The sequence below is a fragment of the Rossellomorea aquimaris genome (assembly GCF_000935355.1).
In the GTDB taxonomy this organism is placed as follows: Bacteria; Bacillota; Bacilli; order Bacillales; family Bacillaceae_B; genus Rossellomorea; species Rossellomorea aquimaris_B.
This window is the reverse complement of the sequence record NZ_JXZC01000001.1, coordinates 459,575-478,802: the sequence shown is the minus strand read 5'-3', so window position 1 is coordinate 478,802 and position 19,228 is coordinate 459,575. Positions and strand designations below refer to the sequence as shown.

The 19,228-nt window shown below is 39.0% G+C and carries 23 protein-coding genes; 16 read left to right on the top strand and 7 right to left on the bottom strand.

Going from position 1 to position 19,228, the window contains the following annotated elements:
* Positions 1 to 8: 8 nt before the first annotated feature.
* Entirely contained in the window at positions 9 to 968 is a 960-nt protein-coding gene (locus tag TV75_RS02515; RefSeq protein WP_044337058.1) for a nucleoside hydrolase, read from the bottom strand.
* Between the two features lie 171 nt (positions 969 to 1,139).
* Between TV75_RS02515 and TV75_RS02510 the strand changes: the two genes are divergently transcribed.
* The 9 genes from TV75_RS02510 (at position 1,140) to TV75_RS22475 (ending at position 9,429) form a co-directional block, all read left to right on the top strand.
* Positions 1,140 to 1,526: a MerR family transcriptional regulator gene (locus TV75_RS02510; RefSeq protein WP_044337057.1), complete on the top strand. Its 387-nt coding sequence runs from the start codon at positions 1,140 to 1,142 to the stop codon at positions 1,524 to 1,526.
* Between the two features lie 36 nt (positions 1,527 to 1,562).
* Positions 1,563 to 3,245, top strand: a complete 1,683-nt coding sequence (locus TV75_RS02505; RefSeq protein ID WP_044337056.1) for an acyl-CoA dehydrogenase family protein — start codon at positions 1,563 to 1,565, stop codon at positions 3,243 to 3,245.
* Between the two features lie 773 nt (positions 3,246 to 4,018).
* Positions 4,019 to 4,573: a hypothetical protein gene (locus TV75_RS02500; RefSeq protein ID WP_044337054.1), complete on the top strand. Its 555-nt coding sequence runs from the start codon at positions 4,019 to 4,021 to the stop codon at positions 4,571 to 4,573.
* 206 nt (positions 4,574 to 4,779) lie between these two features.
* A complete protein-coding gene (locus tag TV75_RS02495) occupies positions 4,780 to 5,649 on the top strand; it encodes a cation diffusion facilitator family transporter (protein ID WP_044337053.1) in 870 nt (289 codons plus the stop codon).
* Between the two features lie 308 nt (positions 5,650 to 5,957).
* Positions 5,958 to 6,581 carry an ArsR/SmtB family transcription factor gene (locus TV75_RS02490; protein WP_044337052.1) on the top strand — a complete coding sequence of 208 codons (624 nt, stop codon included), beginning with the start codon at positions 5,958 to 5,960 and terminating at the stop codon, positions 6,579 to 6,581.
* A 101-nt stretch (positions 6,582 to 6,682) separates the two neighbouring features.
* Positions 6,683 to 7,951, top strand: a complete 1,269-nt coding sequence (locus TV75_RS02485) for an MFS transporter (protein ID WP_044337051.1) — start codon at positions 6,683 to 6,685, stop codon at positions 7,949 to 7,951.
* A 248-nt stretch (positions 7,952 to 8,199) separates the two neighbouring features.
* A complete protein-coding gene (locus tag TV75_RS02480) occupies positions 8,200 to 8,664 on the top strand; it encodes a GNAT family N-acetyltransferase (RefSeq protein ID WP_044337050.1) in 465 nt (154 codons plus the stop codon).
* A 199-nt stretch (positions 8,665 to 8,863) separates the two neighbouring features.
* Positions 8,864 to 9,286 carry a GNAT family N-acetyltransferase gene (locus TV75_RS02475; RefSeq protein WP_044337049.1) on the top strand — a complete coding sequence of 141 codons (423 nt, stop codon included), beginning with the start codon at positions 8,864 to 8,866 and terminating at the stop codon, positions 9,284 to 9,286.
* An 11-nt stretch (positions 9,287 to 9,297) separates the two neighbouring features.
* Positions 9,298 to 9,429: a hypothetical protein gene (locus tag TV75_RS22475; RefSeq protein ID WP_301280409.1), complete on the top strand. Its 132-nt coding sequence runs from the start codon at positions 9,298 to 9,300 to the stop codon at positions 9,427 to 9,429.
* 37 nt (positions 9,430 to 9,466) lie between these two features.
* Here the strand turns inward: TV75_RS22475 and TV75_RS02470 are convergent, their stop codons facing one another.
* The 3 genes from TV75_RS02470 to TV75_RS02465 all read right to left on the bottom strand — a co-directional run bounded on the left by TV75_RS02470 (position 9,467) and on the right by TV75_RS02465 (position 10,994).
* Positions 9,467 to 9,859 carry a sporulation protein gene (locus TV75_RS02470; protein ID WP_044337048.1) on the bottom strand — a complete coding sequence of 131 codons (393 nt, stop codon included), beginning with the start codon at positions 9,857 to 9,859 and terminating at the stop codon, positions 9,467 to 9,469.
* Positions 9,859 to 9,996 carry an FbpB family small basic protein gene (locus TV75_RS21355; RefSeq protein ID WP_082051118.1) on the bottom strand — a complete coding sequence of 46 codons (138 nt, stop codon included), beginning with the start codon at positions 9,994 to 9,996 and terminating at the stop codon, positions 9,859 to 9,861. Before TV75_RS21355 ends, TV75_RS02470 begins: the two co-directional genes overlap by 1 nt.
* A 278-nt stretch (positions 9,997 to 10,274) precedes the next feature.
* Positions 10,275 to 10,994, bottom strand: coding sequence for a DUF3784 domain-containing protein (locus TV75_RS02465; protein WP_044337047.1), 720 nt, complete (start codon positions 10,992 to 10,994; stop codon positions 10,275 to 10,277).
* Positions 10,995 to 11,231: 237 nt separating this feature from the next.
* On the opposite strand from TV75_RS02465, the gene TV75_RS02460 reads away from it, so the two are divergent.
* Together TV75_RS02460 and TV75_RS02455 are read left to right on the top strand one after the other, a co-directional pair.
* Positions 11,232 to 11,663: a DUF1801 domain-containing protein gene (locus tag TV75_RS02460; protein ID WP_044337046.1), complete on the top strand. Its 432-nt coding sequence runs from the start codon at positions 11,232 to 11,234 to the stop codon at positions 11,661 to 11,663.
* Between the two features lie 188 nt (positions 11,664 to 11,851).
* The gene (locus TV75_RS02455; RefSeq protein WP_044337973.1) at positions 11,852 to 12,487 is read left to right on the top strand and encodes an FMN-dependent NADH-azoreductase; all 636 of its coding nucleotides are present in this window, start codon (positions 11,852 to 11,854) and stop codon (positions 12,485 to 12,487) included.
* Between the two features lie 113 nt (positions 12,488 to 12,600).
* Here the strand turns inward: TV75_RS02455 and safA are convergent, their stop codons facing one another.
* The gene (safA, locus tag TV75_RS02450) at positions 12,601 to 13,230 is read right to left on the bottom strand and encodes a SafA/ExsA family spore coat assembly protein (protein WP_082051117.1); all 630 of its coding nucleotides are present in this window, start codon (positions 13,228 to 13,230) and stop codon (positions 12,601 to 12,603) included.
* Between the two features lie 259 nt (positions 13,231 to 13,489).
* Between safA and TV75_RS02445 the strand changes: the two genes are divergently transcribed.
* The 3 genes from TV75_RS02445 (at position 13,490) to TV75_RS21740 (ending at position 14,665) form a co-directional block, all read left to right on the top strand.
* Positions 13,490 to 14,128, top strand: coding sequence for a hypothetical protein (locus tag TV75_RS02445; RefSeq protein WP_044337044.1), 639 nt, complete (start codon positions 13,490 to 13,492; stop codon positions 14,126 to 14,128).
* Between the two features lie 144 nt (positions 14,129 to 14,272).
* Complete coding sequence (locus TV75_RS02440) at positions 14,273 to 14,476, top strand: hypothetical protein (protein WP_044337043.1); 204 nt, start codon at positions 14,273 to 14,275, stop codon at positions 14,474 to 14,476.
* Positions 14,477 to 14,494: 18 nt separating this feature from the next.
* The gene (locus TV75_RS21740; protein WP_156142304.1) at positions 14,495 to 14,665 is read left to right on the top strand and encodes a tRNA U-34 5-methylaminomethyl-2-thiouridine biosynthesis protein; all 171 of its coding nucleotides are present in this window, start codon (positions 14,495 to 14,497) and stop codon (positions 14,663 to 14,665) included.
* A gap of 182 nt (positions 14,666 to 14,847) precedes the next feature.
* Here the strand turns inward: TV75_RS21740 and TV75_RS02435 are convergent, their stop codons facing one another.
* Positions 14,848 to 15,318, bottom strand: coding sequence for a hypothetical protein (locus TV75_RS02435; protein WP_044337042.1), 471 nt, complete (start codon positions 15,316 to 15,318; stop codon positions 14,848 to 14,850).
* A gap of 139 nt (positions 15,319 to 15,457) precedes the next feature.
* On the opposite strand from TV75_RS02435, the gene TV75_RS02430 reads away from it, so the two are divergent.
* The gene (locus TV75_RS02430) at positions 15,458 to 16,186 is read left to right on the top strand and encodes a nucleotidyltransferase domain-containing protein (RefSeq protein ID WP_082051116.1); all 729 of its coding nucleotides are present in this window, start codon (positions 15,458 to 15,460) and stop codon (positions 16,184 to 16,186) included.
* 60 nt (positions 16,187 to 16,246) lie between these two features.
* Here TV75_RS02430 and TV75_RS02425 read toward each other — a convergent pair whose 3' ends face one another.
* Entirely contained in the window at positions 16,247 to 16,633 is a 387-nt protein-coding gene (locus TV75_RS02425) for a sporulation protein (RefSeq protein ID WP_172655604.1), read from the bottom strand.
* A 390-nt stretch (positions 16,634 to 17,023) separates the two neighbouring features.
* Here TV75_RS02425 and TV75_RS02420 point away from each other — a divergent pair, with 390 nt between their 5' ends.
* Positions 17,024 to 19,147 (top strand): peptidoglycan D,D-transpeptidase FtsI family protein, encoded by a 2,124-nt coding sequence (locus TV75_RS02420; RefSeq protein ID WP_044337971.1) that lies wholly within the window; start codon positions 17,024 to 17,026, stop codon positions 19,145 to 19,147.
* Positions 19,148 to 19,228 lie beyond the last annotated feature (81 nt).

Here is a 19,228-nt window from a genome sequence, read left to right as displayed (position 1 = left end):
TGAAGAGATCATTCCTTTTTTCTCTCAAATGATTCTCCGGTCATCACATTCATAAATCGTTCGAAAAACATTTCATAGTCGAACGAAAAGGCAATCCGATGCTTTTTTGCTGTTTCTTCAAACTGAATATACGGTCTGATATCCGCAATGCTTTGGCCACGGTGGATACCGGAGCTGGAAGTCACTACATGAACGGGTAGATTTCGAAACGTGAACATGTCATCATTGACTGCTGACATAAGGGTTATCGCATCATGTACCGGACTTCCTTTAATCAATGGATTTCGCTTCTTATAAAATTCATAGTAATAGTCCAATAGGGGCTTAACAAGCTTCGATCGACCTTTATACTCAATGTAATCAACCATTTCAGGGGTTACGATTGCATGGTCAGTCACATTTAGAGGGATGATGGTGAGATTATTGGCATATGTCAAGACAATCTTCACTGCAATCGGATCAGAATGAAAGTTTGCTTCAGATACCGCCGTTACATTTCCAGGTACCCAGAACGCTCCACCCATAATAAAAATCTTCTTTACTTTATTCAAAAGTGTTTGATATAAGATAAACATATTTGCAAGGGAGGTCAGCCTCCCTATATTTACAATGATCAGTTCATCCCCATATTTCTCAATCAATCTAATAATCTCAAAGAAATTTTCAATATTTCCTTCATACAGACCAGGTTTAATTGGTCCAAGTCCATACTCTCCGTGTATTTCAGGATAGAATTTAGGCTGCTCAGCTGTCATCGGGACCTCTGCCCCACCAATAATCGGAATCCTGTCTTTAGGATTCAACAGATTCATGAGGTAGTGGACACTTGCAACAGCACGGGATCTTGGGACATTTCCATAATCAGCAACCACCCCCACCAGTTCAATCTCTTCACTCAGATAAGAGTAGATCAGGGCAATGGTATCATCGATTCCTATATCCGCAAATAACAACACCTTCTGCATGATTCACTCACCACCTCGTCAATATTTATTACTAGTATATGGAAAACAGTGTTCTGATTATGTGTGAGGGTACTCCTTCCAAAGAACCAAAAACTTTTAATACAGGTTGAACTTTACGTTGACGTCAATGGTAAACTTGAAGTATCGAAATTTTCTAATAAAGAGATGATTACTATGACATACACGATTACTCAGCTGGCAAAAGATTTTAACGTAACGACACGCACGATAAGGTATTATGAGGAGCTAAATCTTCTGCAACCGGCAAGGAGCGAGTCAGGAAGGAGAATCTATTCAAAGAGAGATGTCGCGAAAATGAAATTGATTTTTCGGGGAAAACGGTTCGGCTTCTCCTTGGAAGAAATCAAAGAAATGGTCCTATTATTTGATCAGGACCGAACTGGAAGGAAACAATTAGAGCGCACGATTGAATATGGAACCAAACGAATCGAAGAGGTGACCAGCTTTATTGAAGAGCTCGAAGCCATGAGAACCGAAATGGAAGAACTAAGGGATGCGTTTATCAAAAAATTAAATGGGTCAGGGGAGACATCTGAATGAGTCTTGGAGATAACACGAAGGAATTTGTGGTAAATCATGAGAAGGATTGAAAATTTTTATAGGGAGGATCCTCATTTCAAGGAACTTATGAAGCAACACCTTGACAAAGACTTTTTTGTCTGGGCTGATCAAGAGCTGGATGTGATGGGCGAATTATGTGCGGGGGAAATTGATGATCGAGCCGTACATACCGACCGTGAAGGGCAGCCAAGACTAATCAAATACAACCGATTAGGAGAAGAAATCTCTGAAATCTGGGTGAACGAAGGATATAAGAAAACGGTGCAACAAACCTATAACAAGGGAATAGTAGGTTATATCCATAAGGACATTCCCGAACTCGGCCATAAAGGGAATTATGTATATTCCTATGCCCAAGGCTATCTATTATCACAAACAGAGGCTGGTTTCTATTGTCCTGTTACCCTTTCCATGGCTACTGCCCTGCTACTTCAAAAATACGCATCCGATCAGGTGAAAACGAGATTCCTGCCTCATGTCATTTCAACAGGAGAAGTGGAGTTATACGAGGGGGCTACATTTTTAACTGAACGTCAAGGTGGTTCCGATGTTGGTGCCAATGATACAAAAGCCGTCAAAAATGGTGATAATTATAAGCTTTTTGGTGAAAAATATTTTGCATCCAACTCCGGAATGTGCGGAGTGACCATGGTGCTCGCCCGTATCGATGGTTCTTTTGATGGGACGAAAGGACTCAGCCTGTTTGCAGTGCCCTGGAGGAAAGATGATGGTTCACTGAATGGCATTCACATTAGAAGATTGAAAGATAAACTCGGTGTCCGGGCGGTCCCTTCTGCAGAAGTAGAATTCGACGGAGCTGAAGCCCATCTTGTAGGAGAACCGAATCGAGGTATATACTATATGATGGAGGCATTGAATCTTTCCCGTGTCTGCAATGCCATCGCCTCGATCGGAATCATGAGAAGAGCCTATCTAGAAGCAAGAAATTATGCATTTTATCGTGAAGCATTCGGGCAGAAATTGACCCAATATCCGATGATCAAAGAAACATTAACTCGTCTTGCAGCCAAGCAAGAGGTAGAAACAAGTGCAGTGTTTCATCTCGTTCATTTATTTGATCGTGTCGTTTCGGATGAAACCCCGACGACAGAAGATGAAAACGTCCTAAACAGATTACTTATTGCGATTCTGAAAAAGGAATCAGCGGAACAAGCGATTCATTTCTCCCACGAAGCCATTGAAATGCACGGAGGGAATGGCTACATCGAGGATTTCGTTCTTCCACGCTTACTTCGGGACGCACAGGTATTGACGGTGTGGGAAGGAACAGCGAATATTTTAGGACTTGAAGTACTAAGATTAATCAATAAGCACCGGGCTCATGAGTACTTTTTGGTTAAAATAAAAGAAGAGTTATCCAATTTGCCTGAAGAGCTTCTATTGTTTAGCTCCCCAGTTACAGAGGGTATCGCAAAACTAGAACGATTATTGGAAAAAATAGCAGGGGCGGACGTCGACACGCAAACGTATCATTCAAAACGAATCGCTGAATTAATGGTCGATATATTCGAAAGTGTCATCGCACTTAAGGATGCCCATACAATGGGTGGAGAGAGGAAGCGAATGATCGCTGAAGTATTTATCGATCATACATGGAAACAAAACGAATGGATTGATGAAGAAATGAAATCAGTTCAGTATTTTGATGACATTGTAGGTGTGGATGTAAAAGTGTGAAAAGAATAAGCCCCTAAGCTCGATTGGAGTTTAGGGGCTTATATTATTTTTCGCAACAACAAGGACAATCACATTCTTTTTTCGTTTTACACTTACAGCGTTCACATGAACATTCTTTTTTCACCAAGAAAAGCACCCCCAAATATGACTTTTGTTAATAATCATCGTAACCAAAAGTTTAATTTTAATACATACAGGTTGGTGTTTAAGATCCTAATTCGAGGATGTGGCATGCTAATTCAGACGAATTATGGGGGGAATTAAGAATAAAATAATGATTTTTTGTGTAAATTATGTCATCTCTTCACATAAATCCAAGCATAGATTGCTTAAATCGAAAGTAATGTGTTGATTTGTCTATATTTGTCATTGGATTGACTGGAAAATAAGATGGATATCGGCGATATTTACATTTTATCGGCGATATTTTGATTTTAACGGCGAAATTGATACATTTATCGGCGAAATTTCTATTTTAACGGCGAAACGGTCTCCATGTCATAATTGGACTGTTCATACTTTTTTTAGAACATCTGTTAATCACGATTTCTTTTTAAATATGAATATATTTGTGATTTCAGATATGGATTGAATAACGCGGAAAAGGAAACATCACTAAAGAGAATGCAATAATATTATTATGGTAACTAACTTCCCCGACAACATTTGAGTTCTTTACAAATAATACAAAATAATATCCATTTGTTTACATATAAAACGAAATAAGGTAATATATGTAATTGCAGGTTCTCAAAAAAGGGGAGGAAATGATGATGAAAAAATTATTGGTACCATTTTTCTTGTTATCTATGAGTTTATTTATTGCCGCATGCAACAGTGAAGGCAGTACCGAAGAAAAAGAAACCGAAACGAACACTGAAGCTACAGAGGAAGAAGCAAAATCAGATGAGATGGAAATGAAAAGCGCTCTATTAGACTATCAAATGGAGATTATCAACACGGTAAATGCGAATGATTCGGCCATTTATGCATTTGAAGCAGCTAAAGCAAAGGAAGAAGATAAACCATCCGATGAAGAAATTGCAAAACTGAAAACGGATGCAGAAGCAGCTGCTACAACTGTAGCAGAAGACGTTCATGCTCTTGAAGTTCCTGCCGCACTTGATTCTAAAAAAGAAGAAATCCAAGGAGCGTTAGATGATCTTGCAAAATCGTATGAAACCAGAGCTGCTAACCTTTCAGATGAAGCGAACGCAGAATACACAGAATCTGATGAACAATTCGCTGCATTCGAAGAAAAAATGGCAGCCGTTTATGAAGAAGCTGGCCTTACAAAGCCTAGTTTCTCAGCGGATATTGTAGATTAACAACGAAAGATTCATAGGCAGCAACAATTCCAAGATCAATAGGACAGCACTCGCTGTCCTATTTTTTATGAAGTCATAAAAGTTTACTTAACAAAACATTTTTAACCTCTTCATAATAAGATAGCTGAACTAAAGAAGGTTGCTATAGACCCACATGAAAGCGAATTGATATGATAAACACAATTAAAGTGTGGAGGATTAAACCAGTGGATCAAGAAAAGTATAATCAGTTAAAATTAGGTGAACGCGGAGCTATCATCAGTATCCTTGCATACATCGTTTTATCAATACTAAAATTTATCATTGGCACCACAGCCAATTCAGAAGCTTTACAGGCAGACGGCTTGAATAATGCGACAGACATTGTGGCTTCTGTTGCTGTACTTATTGGACTAAAATATTCCAGAAAGCCTGCAGACCAGGATCATCCCTATGGTCACTGGAAAGCAGAAAGTGTTGCCTCTCTAATTGCCTCATTCATTATGATGATTGTAGGGCTTCAAGTACTATATAACGCCTTACAGTCTGTATTTGACGGAAAAAGCCAATCACCAGATCTTCTTTCAGCATGGACAGGGGTGGGGGCAGCTATCGTCATGTACCTGGTATATCGCTATAACAAAAGATTGGCTGAAAAAATAAACAGTCAATCCCTTATGGCTGCTGCAAAGGATAATCTTTCAGATGCATGGGTAAGTATCGGAACAGTAGTCGGAATTGTTGGAGCCCAATTTTATCTTCCTTGGTTAGACCCTCTGACGGCCGTTTTTGTAGGTCTCTTAATATGTAAAACAGCATGGGATATTTTCCGGGAAGCTTCACACTATTTAACAGACGGGTTTGATGAACAATTGATTCAGGCATACGAAGAGACCATTGAAGCCATCCCTGGTGTCAAAGGGGTTAAGGATATACGTGGGAGAAACTACGGGAACAACACTGTCGTAGATGTGGTTATTTTAGTAAGGTCAACACTTGATATTAAGCAGGCACATGATATTTCAAGCGTTGTAGAGAAAGAATTGATGAAGAAGCATGAAGTGTACGATGTGCATGTACATGTGGAGCCGAATTAATGATTAGGAGGTTTCACAGATTCTTTTCTAAAGGCTGCATTTATAAACTACTTGAAACAGGACCCGACTTGGGTCTTTTTTTGAGCACGTAAAAGCAAAGATAAGATTCATCCCGATGAAAATCAGCATAATAAACCACATCCAGTTAAGTCTGTCCGGCATAAAATACATTTTCCAATTCGGACAAGATTCAAAAAAATTGAAATTTAAGTAAAATATCTATTGCATAAAATAACCAGTTGATGTTAAAGTTTATTCACACGGTAAAAATAATTTTACCGTGTGAATAAACATGACAGGTGATACAAATGAAATCAATGTTCATCATTAAAGAATATGATCAACTCAAAGCACTCAGCGATCCATTTCGAGTCCAACTGATGATTCGATTAGTGGAAAAACCCTATACCGGTCAACAGTTATCTGAAATATTTGATCTCTCAAGAGCCCGCATTCATTATCATTTAAAAGAATTAGAGAAGCTCGGTTTGATTGAAATTGTCAAAACTGAAGAAAAGAACGGTATCGTCCAAAAGTTTTATCAATCTGTCGCCAGTGGTTTTTATCCCGATTCAAGCATGCTTCCGCATAAAGAAGAAATTACCGAGACGAAGAGGCATTTGATGTATGGAATGCTTGACAGAACAATGGCTAGGGTATTATCAGCACCACCGGAAGCCTTTGAGCAGGCTGGTCCCGAAGATCCGTCTGAATGGAATATTCTTGCTACTTCATTAGAACTAAAAGTGACAGAAGAACAATTTAAGTCGTTTATTGATGGATATTTCAAGCTAATAAAAGAATATCAAGACATAGCAAAAGTTAATAAATCCAATCCAGACGCCAACTATTACTATCTTACATCTTATGGTTTCCAAGTTGATGAATCTGAATATGAAAATAGAGTAATGAAAGAAGAAAAAGACCGTTAATGGTTTTTTTTAGACTAACGGTAAAATTTATTTTACTGATCAGGAATATTTTTTTGCGTAAACGGTTAAAAAAAATTTACAGTCTGAAGGAGAGAATTCGTATGAAAGAATTATTAATGAAAAACCGTAATTTTGCCTCATTGTTCTTTGGAAGATTGGTTACGAATATGGGGGATAGCATCTATTATGTGGCTGCCATGTGGCTCGTTTATGAGCTGGGAGGAAGTGTCTTTTATACAGGCTTAGCCGGATTCCTTACCTTATTGCCCGGAACCTTACAATTTCTCGTGGGTCCCCTGGTTGATAAATGGCCGATTCAGAAAATGCTGGTCAGAACCCAAATCATTCAAGCAATCCTGGTTATGTTAATACCATTGGCACATTTTATGGAGTTCTTAACTGTCTCGTTCATACTCATCATCATGCCAATCATTTCTGCTCTAAACCAATTCACCTACCCTGGTCAGGCAGCCATCCTTCCGAGAATCGTCAGAAAAGATCAACTTGTAAAAAGTAATTCCCTGTTCTCCTTTGCTTTTCAAGGAGTGGATCTTGCCTTCAATGCCCTTGCCGGAATCCTCATCACATTAGTTGGCGCCATCACCCTCTATATGATCGACGTTGTCACATTTATTGCAGCAGCCATTTTGTTCAGTCTTCTTAATATGAAATCCGAAACGAAATTAAAAGAAAAACAATCTATTGGATCAGCCTTTGAAGAATACAAAAATGATCTATTTGAAGGTTTTTCCATCGTATTCAAATCCCACCTAGCCAAATTTTTATTGGGGTCCATCGTGGCAAACTTTGCCATCGGCTCCATCTATGCCATTTTGCCGGCATTTGCCGATGACAGAGGTGGTTCAGAATTATATGGTCTATATTTAGCTGCAATCTCGGGAGGTGCATTGATCGGAGCCATCGGAGCATCCTGGTTTGAGCGCTATCCGCTGGGCAAGCTTACGATTGTCTTGTTCTTCCTGGGTGGAACTACTTGGATGATTTCAGGCTTCATTACTATGAATGGCTTAAGCATTTTATTATTCGGCTTATCTTGGATTCCAATCGGGGCCACCAATGTCATCATGGGTGCCGCTCTTCAATCAATCGTTCCACAGCATTTGCTCGGCAGAATTTTCTCTGTGACAGCCTCCCTGGGAGCTATGGCTATGCCGTTCGGATCCCTTATCGGCGGCTATCTTGCTGAAATATTCGGAAGTACGTCTGTATATATCGGGAGTGCAGGTGGGATTCTATTTATTTCCCTCGTATGGATCTTAAACAAAACCTTACGTTCCCTTCCACACACCTCAGAGCTTAATCCAGAGGAAATAGGTTTGGCAGATGAAAGTGTAACAGCTTCATCTTAATAATATCAACATCCCCTTCCCATAGGAACTCCCATGGGGAGGCATGTTACTTTATGGTGAAAATATTTAACTATCAGGTGAAAGCAATGGTTGATAATGGTAAACTAGAAGAATAGAATATTCAATACTCATTCCAAGTTCAAAAATTTCTTATCAAACTAATCTACCGCATTGGGACCGTCCATAGACTGTAGTGAGGGAAATCAGGAAACGCTGGAAATAGTTTATTAAGAGGAGGCACTCATTCAATGATTCTATTACAACCAATGAAAGACCATGAATATACTTTTTGGCTTCAAGATTCTATTAAAGAATACGCGGCAGAAAAGACGAAAGCCGGTAACTTCCAAAAGGAAACTTCATTAGAGCAGGCGGAAAACGAATTCAATCAACTACTGCCCGATGGACTGGAGTCAAAGGGTCATTATATATTTACTTTAATTGATGGTGAAGACCAGGAAGGCGTAGGCACATTATGGATTAATGTAAATGAGGACGGTAAAGAAGCATTCATTTATGATATCAAGATTCATGAAAGCAAAAGAGGGCGGGGCTATGGAAAGGAAGCATTGAAGTCCCTGGACTCATTTGCGAGGGAAAAAGATATATCAAAAATCGCGCTGCATGTTTTTGGTCATAATAAAGTGGCTCTTTCCTTGTACCAGAATACAGGGTTCGAAGTGACCAATGTCTTGATGTCAAAGACTCTTTAAGTTCGAACAAAGGACACCCAGGTGTCTTTTTCTATGTAAAGGAGCCAATGCAACTTGACTGCATCAAGTGAAACATACAGGTATAATGACAGTTATTTTTCAATAGGAAATGCCGGAATACTAATCATAGGAATGGTTGTACTAATGCTGATCATCGTATTCATTTCCTTATTCTTAATGAAAAGAAAGTAGGAGCGTCATGAGAAACGTGGGATATGCGCATATAGACGATTTGGCTTCTCTTATACAAATTGATAGTCAAGTGATCGGAAACGAAAGCAGACATAAGCAAATCCAGGAGGCAATACTGGAAAAGAGATGTTTAGTTGTTAAAGAGGGGGAGGCTGCTGCCGGGTTTCTTCTATTTAACACCCACTTTTTCGATAACACTTTCGTATCTCTCATCATTGTTTCACCGGATGAAAGAAGGAAGGGTAATGCCTCCTTACTATTGAAACATGTTGAAGAAATTTCGAATACAAATAAAATTTTCTCGTCTACTAACCGATCAAACAGACAAATGCAAAAAACATTTCAAGTAAACGGTTATTCACAAAGTGGAATGATTGAAAACCTGGACCCTGGGGACCCGGAGATTGTTTATTATAAACAAAAGAAATAGGAGGCAATCGAGTGCTTATCATTTTGGTCATATTTCTATTAATCTTTTCATATGATTTCACGAAATTCAGAAGGCAAAATCAAACCATGATTGAGCAGAATGAAAGAATGATTGAACTTCTCGAGGAAATGAAAGATAAATAATACATACTGGAAGGAGGCTCAACATAAGGAGCCTTCTTCACTGTTCAATTGTGATATAATCTTCATCCAAACTTTCCACACCCTGATCGAATGTCAGTTTTGTCTTGAAGAGGTAGCGGATCCCGTTTTCCTCAGAGTAGGGGAGAGTTTCTGGAATTCGATACGTAAAGGAGAGTTTGTTACACTCCTCAGCTTGAATAATATCTGATTTTAAAACAGTCGTAGAATCAATGATTTTTTCTTCTTTTCCGTTTTTATCAAGCATGACCAAATCGCATTCGACCCGCCTCAGCTTTTGTTCGATGATTCCTCCTTCCAGAAAGAAGTATCCATGCAGGAGTTCTCCTTGCTTAAAAGAGGTTTTCGGTAAAACAAGATCGATTTTTGCAGAGCCTATACCCAGTAACGACATATATTTACGTAGTATCATTATGAATTCTCCTTTTCTATTGAGGTATGTTTTTGATCTATTTTTTCTTCGATTTTGTTCATCTCATTTTTATCATTCAGAATTTCCGTTTTATTTTGTTCGATTAATAGAGATAGGTTATTTTTCAATTTTTTCATTGTCCATTACTTCCTTTCAAATTGAAGTGATAAATAAAAAGACCTTTACCGAAATGGTAAAGGTCTCTTTTAGACATATATATACCTTCACCAACTGGTAAAGGTCTCGCTAACAACATGGTTGTCAATAAAGCCGAGAGTCATATACTCTGTAATGACGACTTTATTGTTACAGCTACTCCCCTTTAGGAGAATATTAAATTATGAGACTATCATAATCGATTGGTGGAGGGTTGTCAATGAATTTGGTTGCCGGGCAAGATTTAATGTCCCGATACCTAGTCAATGCTTTTACTCAACTCATCGTACCACTCCTTGGTTTCCCCAGGATTTCCACCATTCAAAAAGAGATGTTGATCATTCACCCGGATATATACATAAGGAGCTTCCTTGTGTAAAAACAACAAACTTTTTCCGTAACCTTTCACTTTGAATTCTCCTTTAGCCATCGTGGAAAGACCGAATCCGTTGATTTTCCAGGTGACTTCAGGCATATCTTCCATTAACTCAACCTTGTCAACATTTTCAAACTTCCACACTTCTCCATACAAACCGGTGACCTCAAATGACTCATCCTTAACGATCAATTCGTATTTTTCATATCCGAGATAAGTGAGAACACTCACAAACCCTACAATAACCACAAACAAAGTAGAACTAATCCAGTAACTTCTTTTCCTTTTGCTTGAGACCTCATATTTGGATAGGTATATAAAACCACCCATTAAAAAGACAAGCATAAAGCCAAATTGAAGTTCTGTAACAAATGAAAAAGAGGTGAAAGCAAGGGGTAGAAGGATAAGCATTCCGACAGCTGTATAAATCAATAAAGACCCGGTCTTTTGGGGATAACCATTTTTAATCAACTCTGCTTGTTCTGTCTTACTTCGCGTCACAAACCCCGAAATCAGCCCATAATTTTTTTTAACACGGATCGCCCATCCTAATAATGAAAAGAGGACTATAACAATAAGTTGAATCCCAATGAGGATTGCCATGCACGTTCATCCTCTCTTTATGTAGATAGTATATATACGATTTTTATAGTGGAATGGTTTCAATTATTTGGTATTTTCCAACCGATAAAATAAAATAACATCCGTTGAAAATCCTTTTCCATTAACCTTCTCTCAACAAGATAAATTCCTAACTTAACGCAGTATTGAGGAATCGAGCTGGAAAATAAAGAAATATGTGGGTAGAATAAAATATGAGGATCAGAAAGGGGCAGTCGAATGTATGAATTAAAAACTAAGCAAAATGATAGCAGTGTGATTGAATTTATTGAAGCCGTAGAAAACCCTAAGAAGCGTGAGGATGCCTATAAACTGCTGGATATTTTCACAGAGACGACGGGGTTTGAAGCGAAAATGTGGGGACCAAGCATTATCGGATTCGGTTCTTATCATTATAAATATAAAACCGGGCATGAAGGGGATGCTCCGTTAGTTGGATTTTCACCAAGAAAAGCGAAAATAAGTCTTTATTTCGCCCCTGGGGATCAAGAGCGGGAAAAAATATTGAATTCATTTGGTAAACATACAACAGGTAAAGCTTGCGTGTACATAAACAAAGTAGCAGACATCGATCAAGGTGTTTTGAAACAATTGATTAACCAATCAGTGAGCTTTCTACAAAGGACGTACCCAAATCCATATACAGGATAATTAGGAGGAATTAGTCTATATACCATGACTAATTCCTTATTTTTTTTTACGTTGAAGCTTTATAGTTGATATTAAAGAAAATATCCTATAATATTAATCTCGAATTAAAACTATTTCAGTTCGAGGTAATCAAGTTGGTTTTATTGAACTGGATGAAGAAATTCACAATCAGAAAGGGACGATTCAACATGACAAAGGTTTTATACATTACAGCACATCCGCATGATGATACACAATCCTATAGCATGGCAGTAGGAAAAGCATTTATTGACACTTATAAAGAAGCAAATCCAACGCATGAAATTGTGAACGTGGATTTATACAAAGAAAACATTCCACAAATTGACGCTGACGTATTCAGCGGTTGGGGAAAATTACAATCCGGGCAAGGATTTGAAGAGCTTTCACAAGAAGAGCAAGCAAAAGTAGGCAGACTTGGTGAATTATCAGATCAATTTGTTGAAGCTGATAAATATATCTTTGTCACTCCATTCTGGAACTTCTCCTTCCCTCCAGTAATGAAGGCATATATTGACTCTGTATCTGTTGCAGGGAAAGCATTCAAATATACAGAACAGGGACCTGTTGGACTTCTGACCGATAAAAAAGCCCTTCATATTCAAGCTCGCGGAGGTATTTACTCTGAAGGCCCAGCTGCAGCAATGGAAATGGGGCATCGCTATCTTGACGTGATGATGCAGTTCTACGGAGTTCCTTCTTTTGAAGGCTTATTCGTCGAAGGTCACGCAGCAATGCCTAACAAAGCTGAAGAAATCAAAGCAAAGGCGATTGCAAGAGCAAAGGATTTAGCACAAACTTTCTAATAGTAAGAAAGAGTCGACTACGGTTGGCTCTTTTTTATTTCTTTCTTAAAAATTGTATGAATAGTTTACAATTAAAAAGAGACCCTCCAATCTAAAATGGGGGTCTCCAATTTTTATCTCTTTATAAACATTTGCGTCCAGTAATGACCGTACGATCCACCCTTCACATAACCCACTCCTATTTCTGTATATGTCGGAGAAAGGATATTTTTTCTGTGTCCTTCGCTGTTCATCCATGCTTCAACTACTTCAGCAGGTGTTCTTTGTCCGGCTGCGATATTTTCACCTGCTGCTTGATAGGAAATTCCGAAATCCTTCATCATTTGGAAAGGAGACCCGTAAGTTGGGGATGTATGGCTGAAATAGTTCTTCGCAATCATGTCTTCTGACTTATAACGTGCCACACGTGATAGTTCCCAATTTTCCTGCAGTGGTGGTAAACCGACTTTTGATCGTTCCTGGTTTACTAGCTTCACCACCTCGTATGTATAGCTTTCAGCGGTACGATTTGCTCCTGGAATAATGAGGCTTTGTCCTGGATAAATCATATTTGGGTTGCTGATATTCGGGTTTGCCGAGATTAACTCAGATACACCCACTTGATGTTTTACGGCAATCTTCCACATTGTGTCTCCATAGCTTACAGTGTAAGTTCCTGCTGCAGAAACCTTGGAGGATTGACCAAAACCAATGACAAAAGTGACAGATAACAATAAGATAGATAAAAGTTTTAAAGTTTTCATAGTTCTATTGAAATATAATTCTGTTAATTTTAAAACAGGTAGTTGTTACCACCATTCGATAAACCCCAATAAATAAGCAAATAGTAAATTTTACTAGAATTTAAAGACGGTGACTATTTAAGTATTATAAGATGAAATACCAAATAATGGTCTTTTTGATATACTGGAAAAAAATGAAACCTTTTCCTATATATTATCGTAAATCAAGAAAGGAAAGATATTAACTCTTCCCACGTTCACTTGAAAGGGGGACTTCATTGTGTGGGTCAATTTATTCTTCATCTTTATCTTCATTCTCGGAATCGTGTATCTCATACGGTATAGATTAAACCTAAAATATGCCGCAGAAAAAACAGGCAATGCCCTATACCCAACCAGGCAAGAAGATTTGAACAGTATTGTGATTCCAGGCGAATTCCAGGTGATGCAGCCTTTAACGAAGGAAACAACATCTTATCGGTGGGTGAAATGGGGGACGGCAGGATCCATTGGCCTGTTAACTGCTTTAATAGCCGTTGTGTACTGGACTGATTTGCTTCATCAATCGATTATCAGTATCGTCCATCTCTTTTTTATCCTGATCAGCTCTATTAAACACCGCGGGAATTTCTATTTGTTATCTGAAGGTCTTGTATTGAATAGCTATTACGTACCATGGCACAGGGTGAAAGGATATGAGGTAGAAAAGATCATTAAGTGGCACGAACTTTACGGCCTCGATGACAAAATCAATTATGGATACAAATTAGAGGTAAAGGTGAAAAATAAATGGTTCCAGCCTCAATTTGTAGTGATTAGAGATCAGGTTCAATTGGATCGCATTCTAGCATTATTAGAAAAGCATGGAGTAGAGGACATAAGAGATGCATCCCACACTCCGGTATCTAAGAATGTATAAGGGTAATCGTAATCAGGATTGGCCCTGACATTTTTCTACCCAATCCCTCGTTTTTTATCCATTCATAGGCAAGCCAAATGTCTCAATTCTTACCCGTGACCGAATTGAAGGGCAAACATAATTTGGAATTAAGGAGCTGACAAGATGAGCTGGTTAAATTGGAATGATTTATTAGCACCCTCCAACCCGTATGCTGCAGTGTTCTTTGGAATAATCATCACCCTCATGGTTGCGTTTAGTATTTGGTATGAAACAAAACAAAAGCGAATATTGTTCATTGCAATCGTAACAGGTGGTTTGACAACCGTTCTTGGAGTGGGATTGCTTACAATGATTGGATTCTATTAAAAAGGACGGTGGATACGCATGAAGGCACTTTTATTGGTAATTGTCGGTGCACTTCTGGGATGGGGGATCACAGGGTTCTTCACTAACGGATTTGAAACGGATTATCTTTTCATCCTAATCATTGGCTTGGTTATCGGGTACAGCATTGGTCGGAGAAAAGAAAAAGAAGAATTTACTGAATCACTGTAAGGGAGTTGACCCCGATGTATAATAGGACATCTTTGGGGAGAAATCTTTAGACTCAGATAATTTATCGAAGAGTGTCTTAAAATGAACGGTCTTACTATTTGTTAAGACATGTGTACGATTCGAAATATGCCATAGAACTATAAGGGGTCGAATAAGCATGCTCATTCGACCCCTCGTTATCTTCATGAAGTTTCAAGCTTCTCTTGAAATTTCGCCATCTTATCCTTTGTTTCCTGTACCAGTCCTTTTAAGGCTTCCCTATCTGGGTCATCTTTTTGGGCTTCTGCAATTAAAGGATAAAGGCTTTCTTCTATATTCTTATAATCCTCAGGATACTGTTCCTCGACCATCTTTTCGATTTCATCCCATTTTTCTTCTACCATCATTCCTTGTTCTTTCACCTTTTTTGCATCACTTGAAGCAGCCGTAAGAGTCATATTTAAGTCCTCGATGGCTTTAAGAGTAACATTAATACCTGACTTTAAGTCTTCATCTGCAGTTTGTTCTGAAGTACCAACCCCAGATGTGGTCTCGGATTTAGGTTCATTTGCATCTTTCATTTTATCTGCCCCTTGATCGTCGTCAGAGGCACCACAACCGGCAAACAAAAGACTACTTACTAAGATGACTGATATCACATTTGTTTTCTTCACTAGATATTCCTCCTTTTGACCTCATTATTCCCAAAGAAGGAGTGGAGAAAACAAGGTAATTTGGATTGGATTTCCTCTTTCTCAAAAAAAATTAAGTATACTATACTCATAACCACTTTATCGGAAGGAGTCATTGTTAATGAATGTAAGAAAACAAGAGGAAAGACAGCCAGCGAATAAAGCAGCCTCGAATTTTGTACTGGAAAACTTTCCAACCTGTCAAGCAGCACTTCTTGGAGGAAGCGTTGTAAGGGGGGAAGAGACAAGCACATCCGATTTAGATATTGTCATCATTGACGAAACGATTCCCTCAGAATTTCGGGAATCAACTATCTCACATGGATGGCCGATCGAAGTCTTCGTCCATAACCTAAAATCCATACGGGACTATTTCCAATCAGACTGTCAACGAGCCCGCCCATCCCTGCCAAGAATGGTCTCAGAAGGAATTTCCATCGTCGATCATCCCATCATCATCACCCTGAAAGAAGAGGCAAATAAACTTTTGAGGGACGGACCTCCCAAATGGACTGATCAAACGATCCATATGAAGAGATATTTCATTACAGATGCATTGGATGATTTTATCGGCTCAACAAGTAGAGGGGAAGATATTTTTATAGCGGGAGCATTGGGGGAATCACTCCATGAATTTGTACTCAGGACAAACGGCCGCTGGATTGGTGCATCAAAATGGATTGTTCGATCCCTAACGGAATATGATCAAGACTTTGCTGAAGAATATGTAGAGGCTTTTGAACGGTTTTATCGTATCGGGGATAAACAAGCAATTGTTAGATTAGTAGACTCCGTACTAGAACCACACGGCGGGAGACTATTTGACGGGTTTACATTAGGTAAGGATTAAGGATAAGTACTAAACTTAAAAGCCCTTCTTTAATAAGAAGGGCTTAAGTCTATACTATTGTTATACTAAAATTTGAAACTCATCATGGTCGACACTGTTTACTCCATCGTCAAAGACAAGTCGGGTGACGAACTTATAAGAGACTGTGTCGCTGCTTGGAGGAAATGAGTCGGAAAGCCTGCACGAAAAGTGAATGGTGCGTTGTTCGTTTGCTTTCATCGTTGATGAGCTTAATATGGTATTCTGATGAAGGACAGATGAGCGATCACGATTCTGAACATACTGCAAAAGGTCTGTTTCGATTCTTTTCAACTTCTGCTCAACACGACCGCCAGTTAGTTCATATTCCCCTTTGATCACGTCTCCCGGGCGAAACTCTTTCTTATTTAATACCAAATCGATCTTTGTCGCACCAATCCCGAACCTGCACATCAATTTATTGAACATAACCGTCATTCAACCTCTCATTCATCTAGTTACCAATTCTACGCAATAAGGAGAGCTTTGGTTTCACTTTTCTCATGTTTTCTACGACTATATTCTAAAAGAAAAGAAGCCCTTTTGTCTATAAGGCTTCTTCGACATATTTCGCGTATTTTTGTAAGTATTTTTGTATTTTAACAGTAGCTATTCCCAAACACTTTTCCCAAGGGAATGAAACATACCCCAGATAAGTATGTTAATTGGAATTTGTTCCATAAAGAGGTAGAAATATAGGCAGGATTTCTATAAAATAGGACTAGAACATTATCATATTTTGGTAAAATACCAGCTTGAGAAGGGGTCATTCAATTGAAGGAAAAGAAGAAAAAGAAAAAAACCCATGTGCCATTGAGAATGAATCTACTGTTTATTTCGGTCTTTTTTCTATTTTCACTTCTGATTCTTCGTCTTGGGATTGTGCAAATCGTGCAGGGGAACCATTATGAAGCAGAAGTAGCGAGAACAGAAAATGTGAAATCCCATAATGGTACACCACCTAGGGGAAAAGTCTATGACCGGTATCGGAATGTGATCGTGAACAATGTACCTTTAAACGCAATCACATATACCAGAACACAAACGACAAAGCCCGAGGATATGCTGAAAGTAGCAAGAAGGCTCGCAGATTTGATCGAAATGAATCCAGACAAGATCACAGATCGGGATCGGCAGGATTTCTGGCTTCTGAGTCATCCTGATAAAGCAGAAAAACTCGTTTCAGAGGATGAGTTAAAGAAACTGGAAGATGATGAAGATCTTACAAAAGATGATGTGAATAAAAAGGTATATGAAATGCAGCTGGAAAGGATCACGGAAAAGGACATCAAATCTTTTACTAAACAAGAAGAGGAAGTCCTGGCCATATTCCGCGAATTCAATACCGGCTATGCCCTCACACCTCAAATCATCAAAAACAAGGATGTTTCCATGGAGGAAATGGCGAGAGTCAGTGAACGCCTTTCAGAACTGCCAGGAGTGAACGTTACCACTGACTGGGAAAGAAAATATGTGAATGACAGTACGTTGAGAACGATTCTAGGAAGAGTCTCAACCTCACAACAGGGGCTCCCAAGTGAACTTGTCAATGAATTCAAAGCTCAAGGATATGCACTTAACGACCGTGTTGGAACTAGTTATTTCGAATCACAGTATGAAAACGTCCTAAAAGGTCAGAAGGAAGAAATCGAATACATCACGAAAAATGGAAGCGTCCTTGATACACAACTCGTCAGCGAAGGTCACAGTGGAAAGGATGTCGTATTAACCATCGACCTCCAGCTTCAAAAGGAAATTGAAAAAATCGTTGAAGAAGAGCTGAGTAAACAAGCATCCCAATATTGGGAATCCCCATTCCTGGATCGCGCTTTTGTTGTCATGATGGATCCACACACAGGTGAAATCCTTTCCATGGTCGGAAAGAAATATGGCAAAAACGCTGATGGCAAGACGGAGATGCAGGATTATGCTTTAGGGACATTTACTTCTGAGTATGGTGTGGGCTCTGCTGTTAAGGGTGCTACTGTGTTGACAGGGTATATGACTGGAGCTTTGAATGTAGGGGATGTGCTTTATGATGAACCGATTAAGATAAAAGGAACTGATGTTAAGAAATCTTGGTTTAGTGGTTCAAGGTATTTGAGTGATATCGGTGCTCTCGAAATTTCATCCAACGTATACATGTTTAAAACAGCTTTCAAAATAGCAGATGCCACTTATCGTCATAATCAACCATTGGATATGAATCCAAAAGCATTTGACATTATGAGAAGTTATTACAGCCAGTTTGGATTAGGAGTCAACACGGGAATTGATCTCCCTGGAGAGGTAGAGGGGCTAAAAGGGAACGAAACTGAACCAGGTAAACTTATGGACTTTTCGATTGGACAGTACGATTTATACACACCTATGCAGCTCGTTCAATACGCTTCAACCATTGCAAATGGCGGCTACCGGATGCAGCCGCATATCATGAAGGAAATTCGTGAACCCAGCCAGGAAAGAGGTAAAGTAGGGCCTCTATTATATGAACACCAATCTAAAGTTTTAAACAGGATCGATGCAACGGAAAGAGAGATACAGCAGGTACAAAGAGGGTTTTATCAAGTTACTCATGGAAGTAATGGTACTGCGACTAACTTTAGAAATGCACCATACAACGCTGCAGCAAAATCCGGCACGGCAGAAGCTTTCTATTATAGTCCTGAAGAAAAAAGACAATACGAAACATTCAACACCACTCTAATCGGCTATGCCCCCTACGACAACCCGGAAGTAGCCTTTTCAGTCGTGTTACCATATTCACATCAGAACAAAGACCCATACGTAAATAAAACCATCGCCAAACGGGCAATGGACAAATACTTCGAGCTGAAGAAGCAATACGAAAAGGACGGTTACTTTGACTCATCGACAGAAGAAGAGGTCCGGAATGCTGACCAGCTAGAAGAAACGGAAGAGCAAGAAACAGAAGCTGAATAAACAGAAACGCAATCCTTTGTAATGAGGGTTGCGTTTTTATTTTAAATAAAAATCCTCCTACGTTCTAAACCTCCACCAACC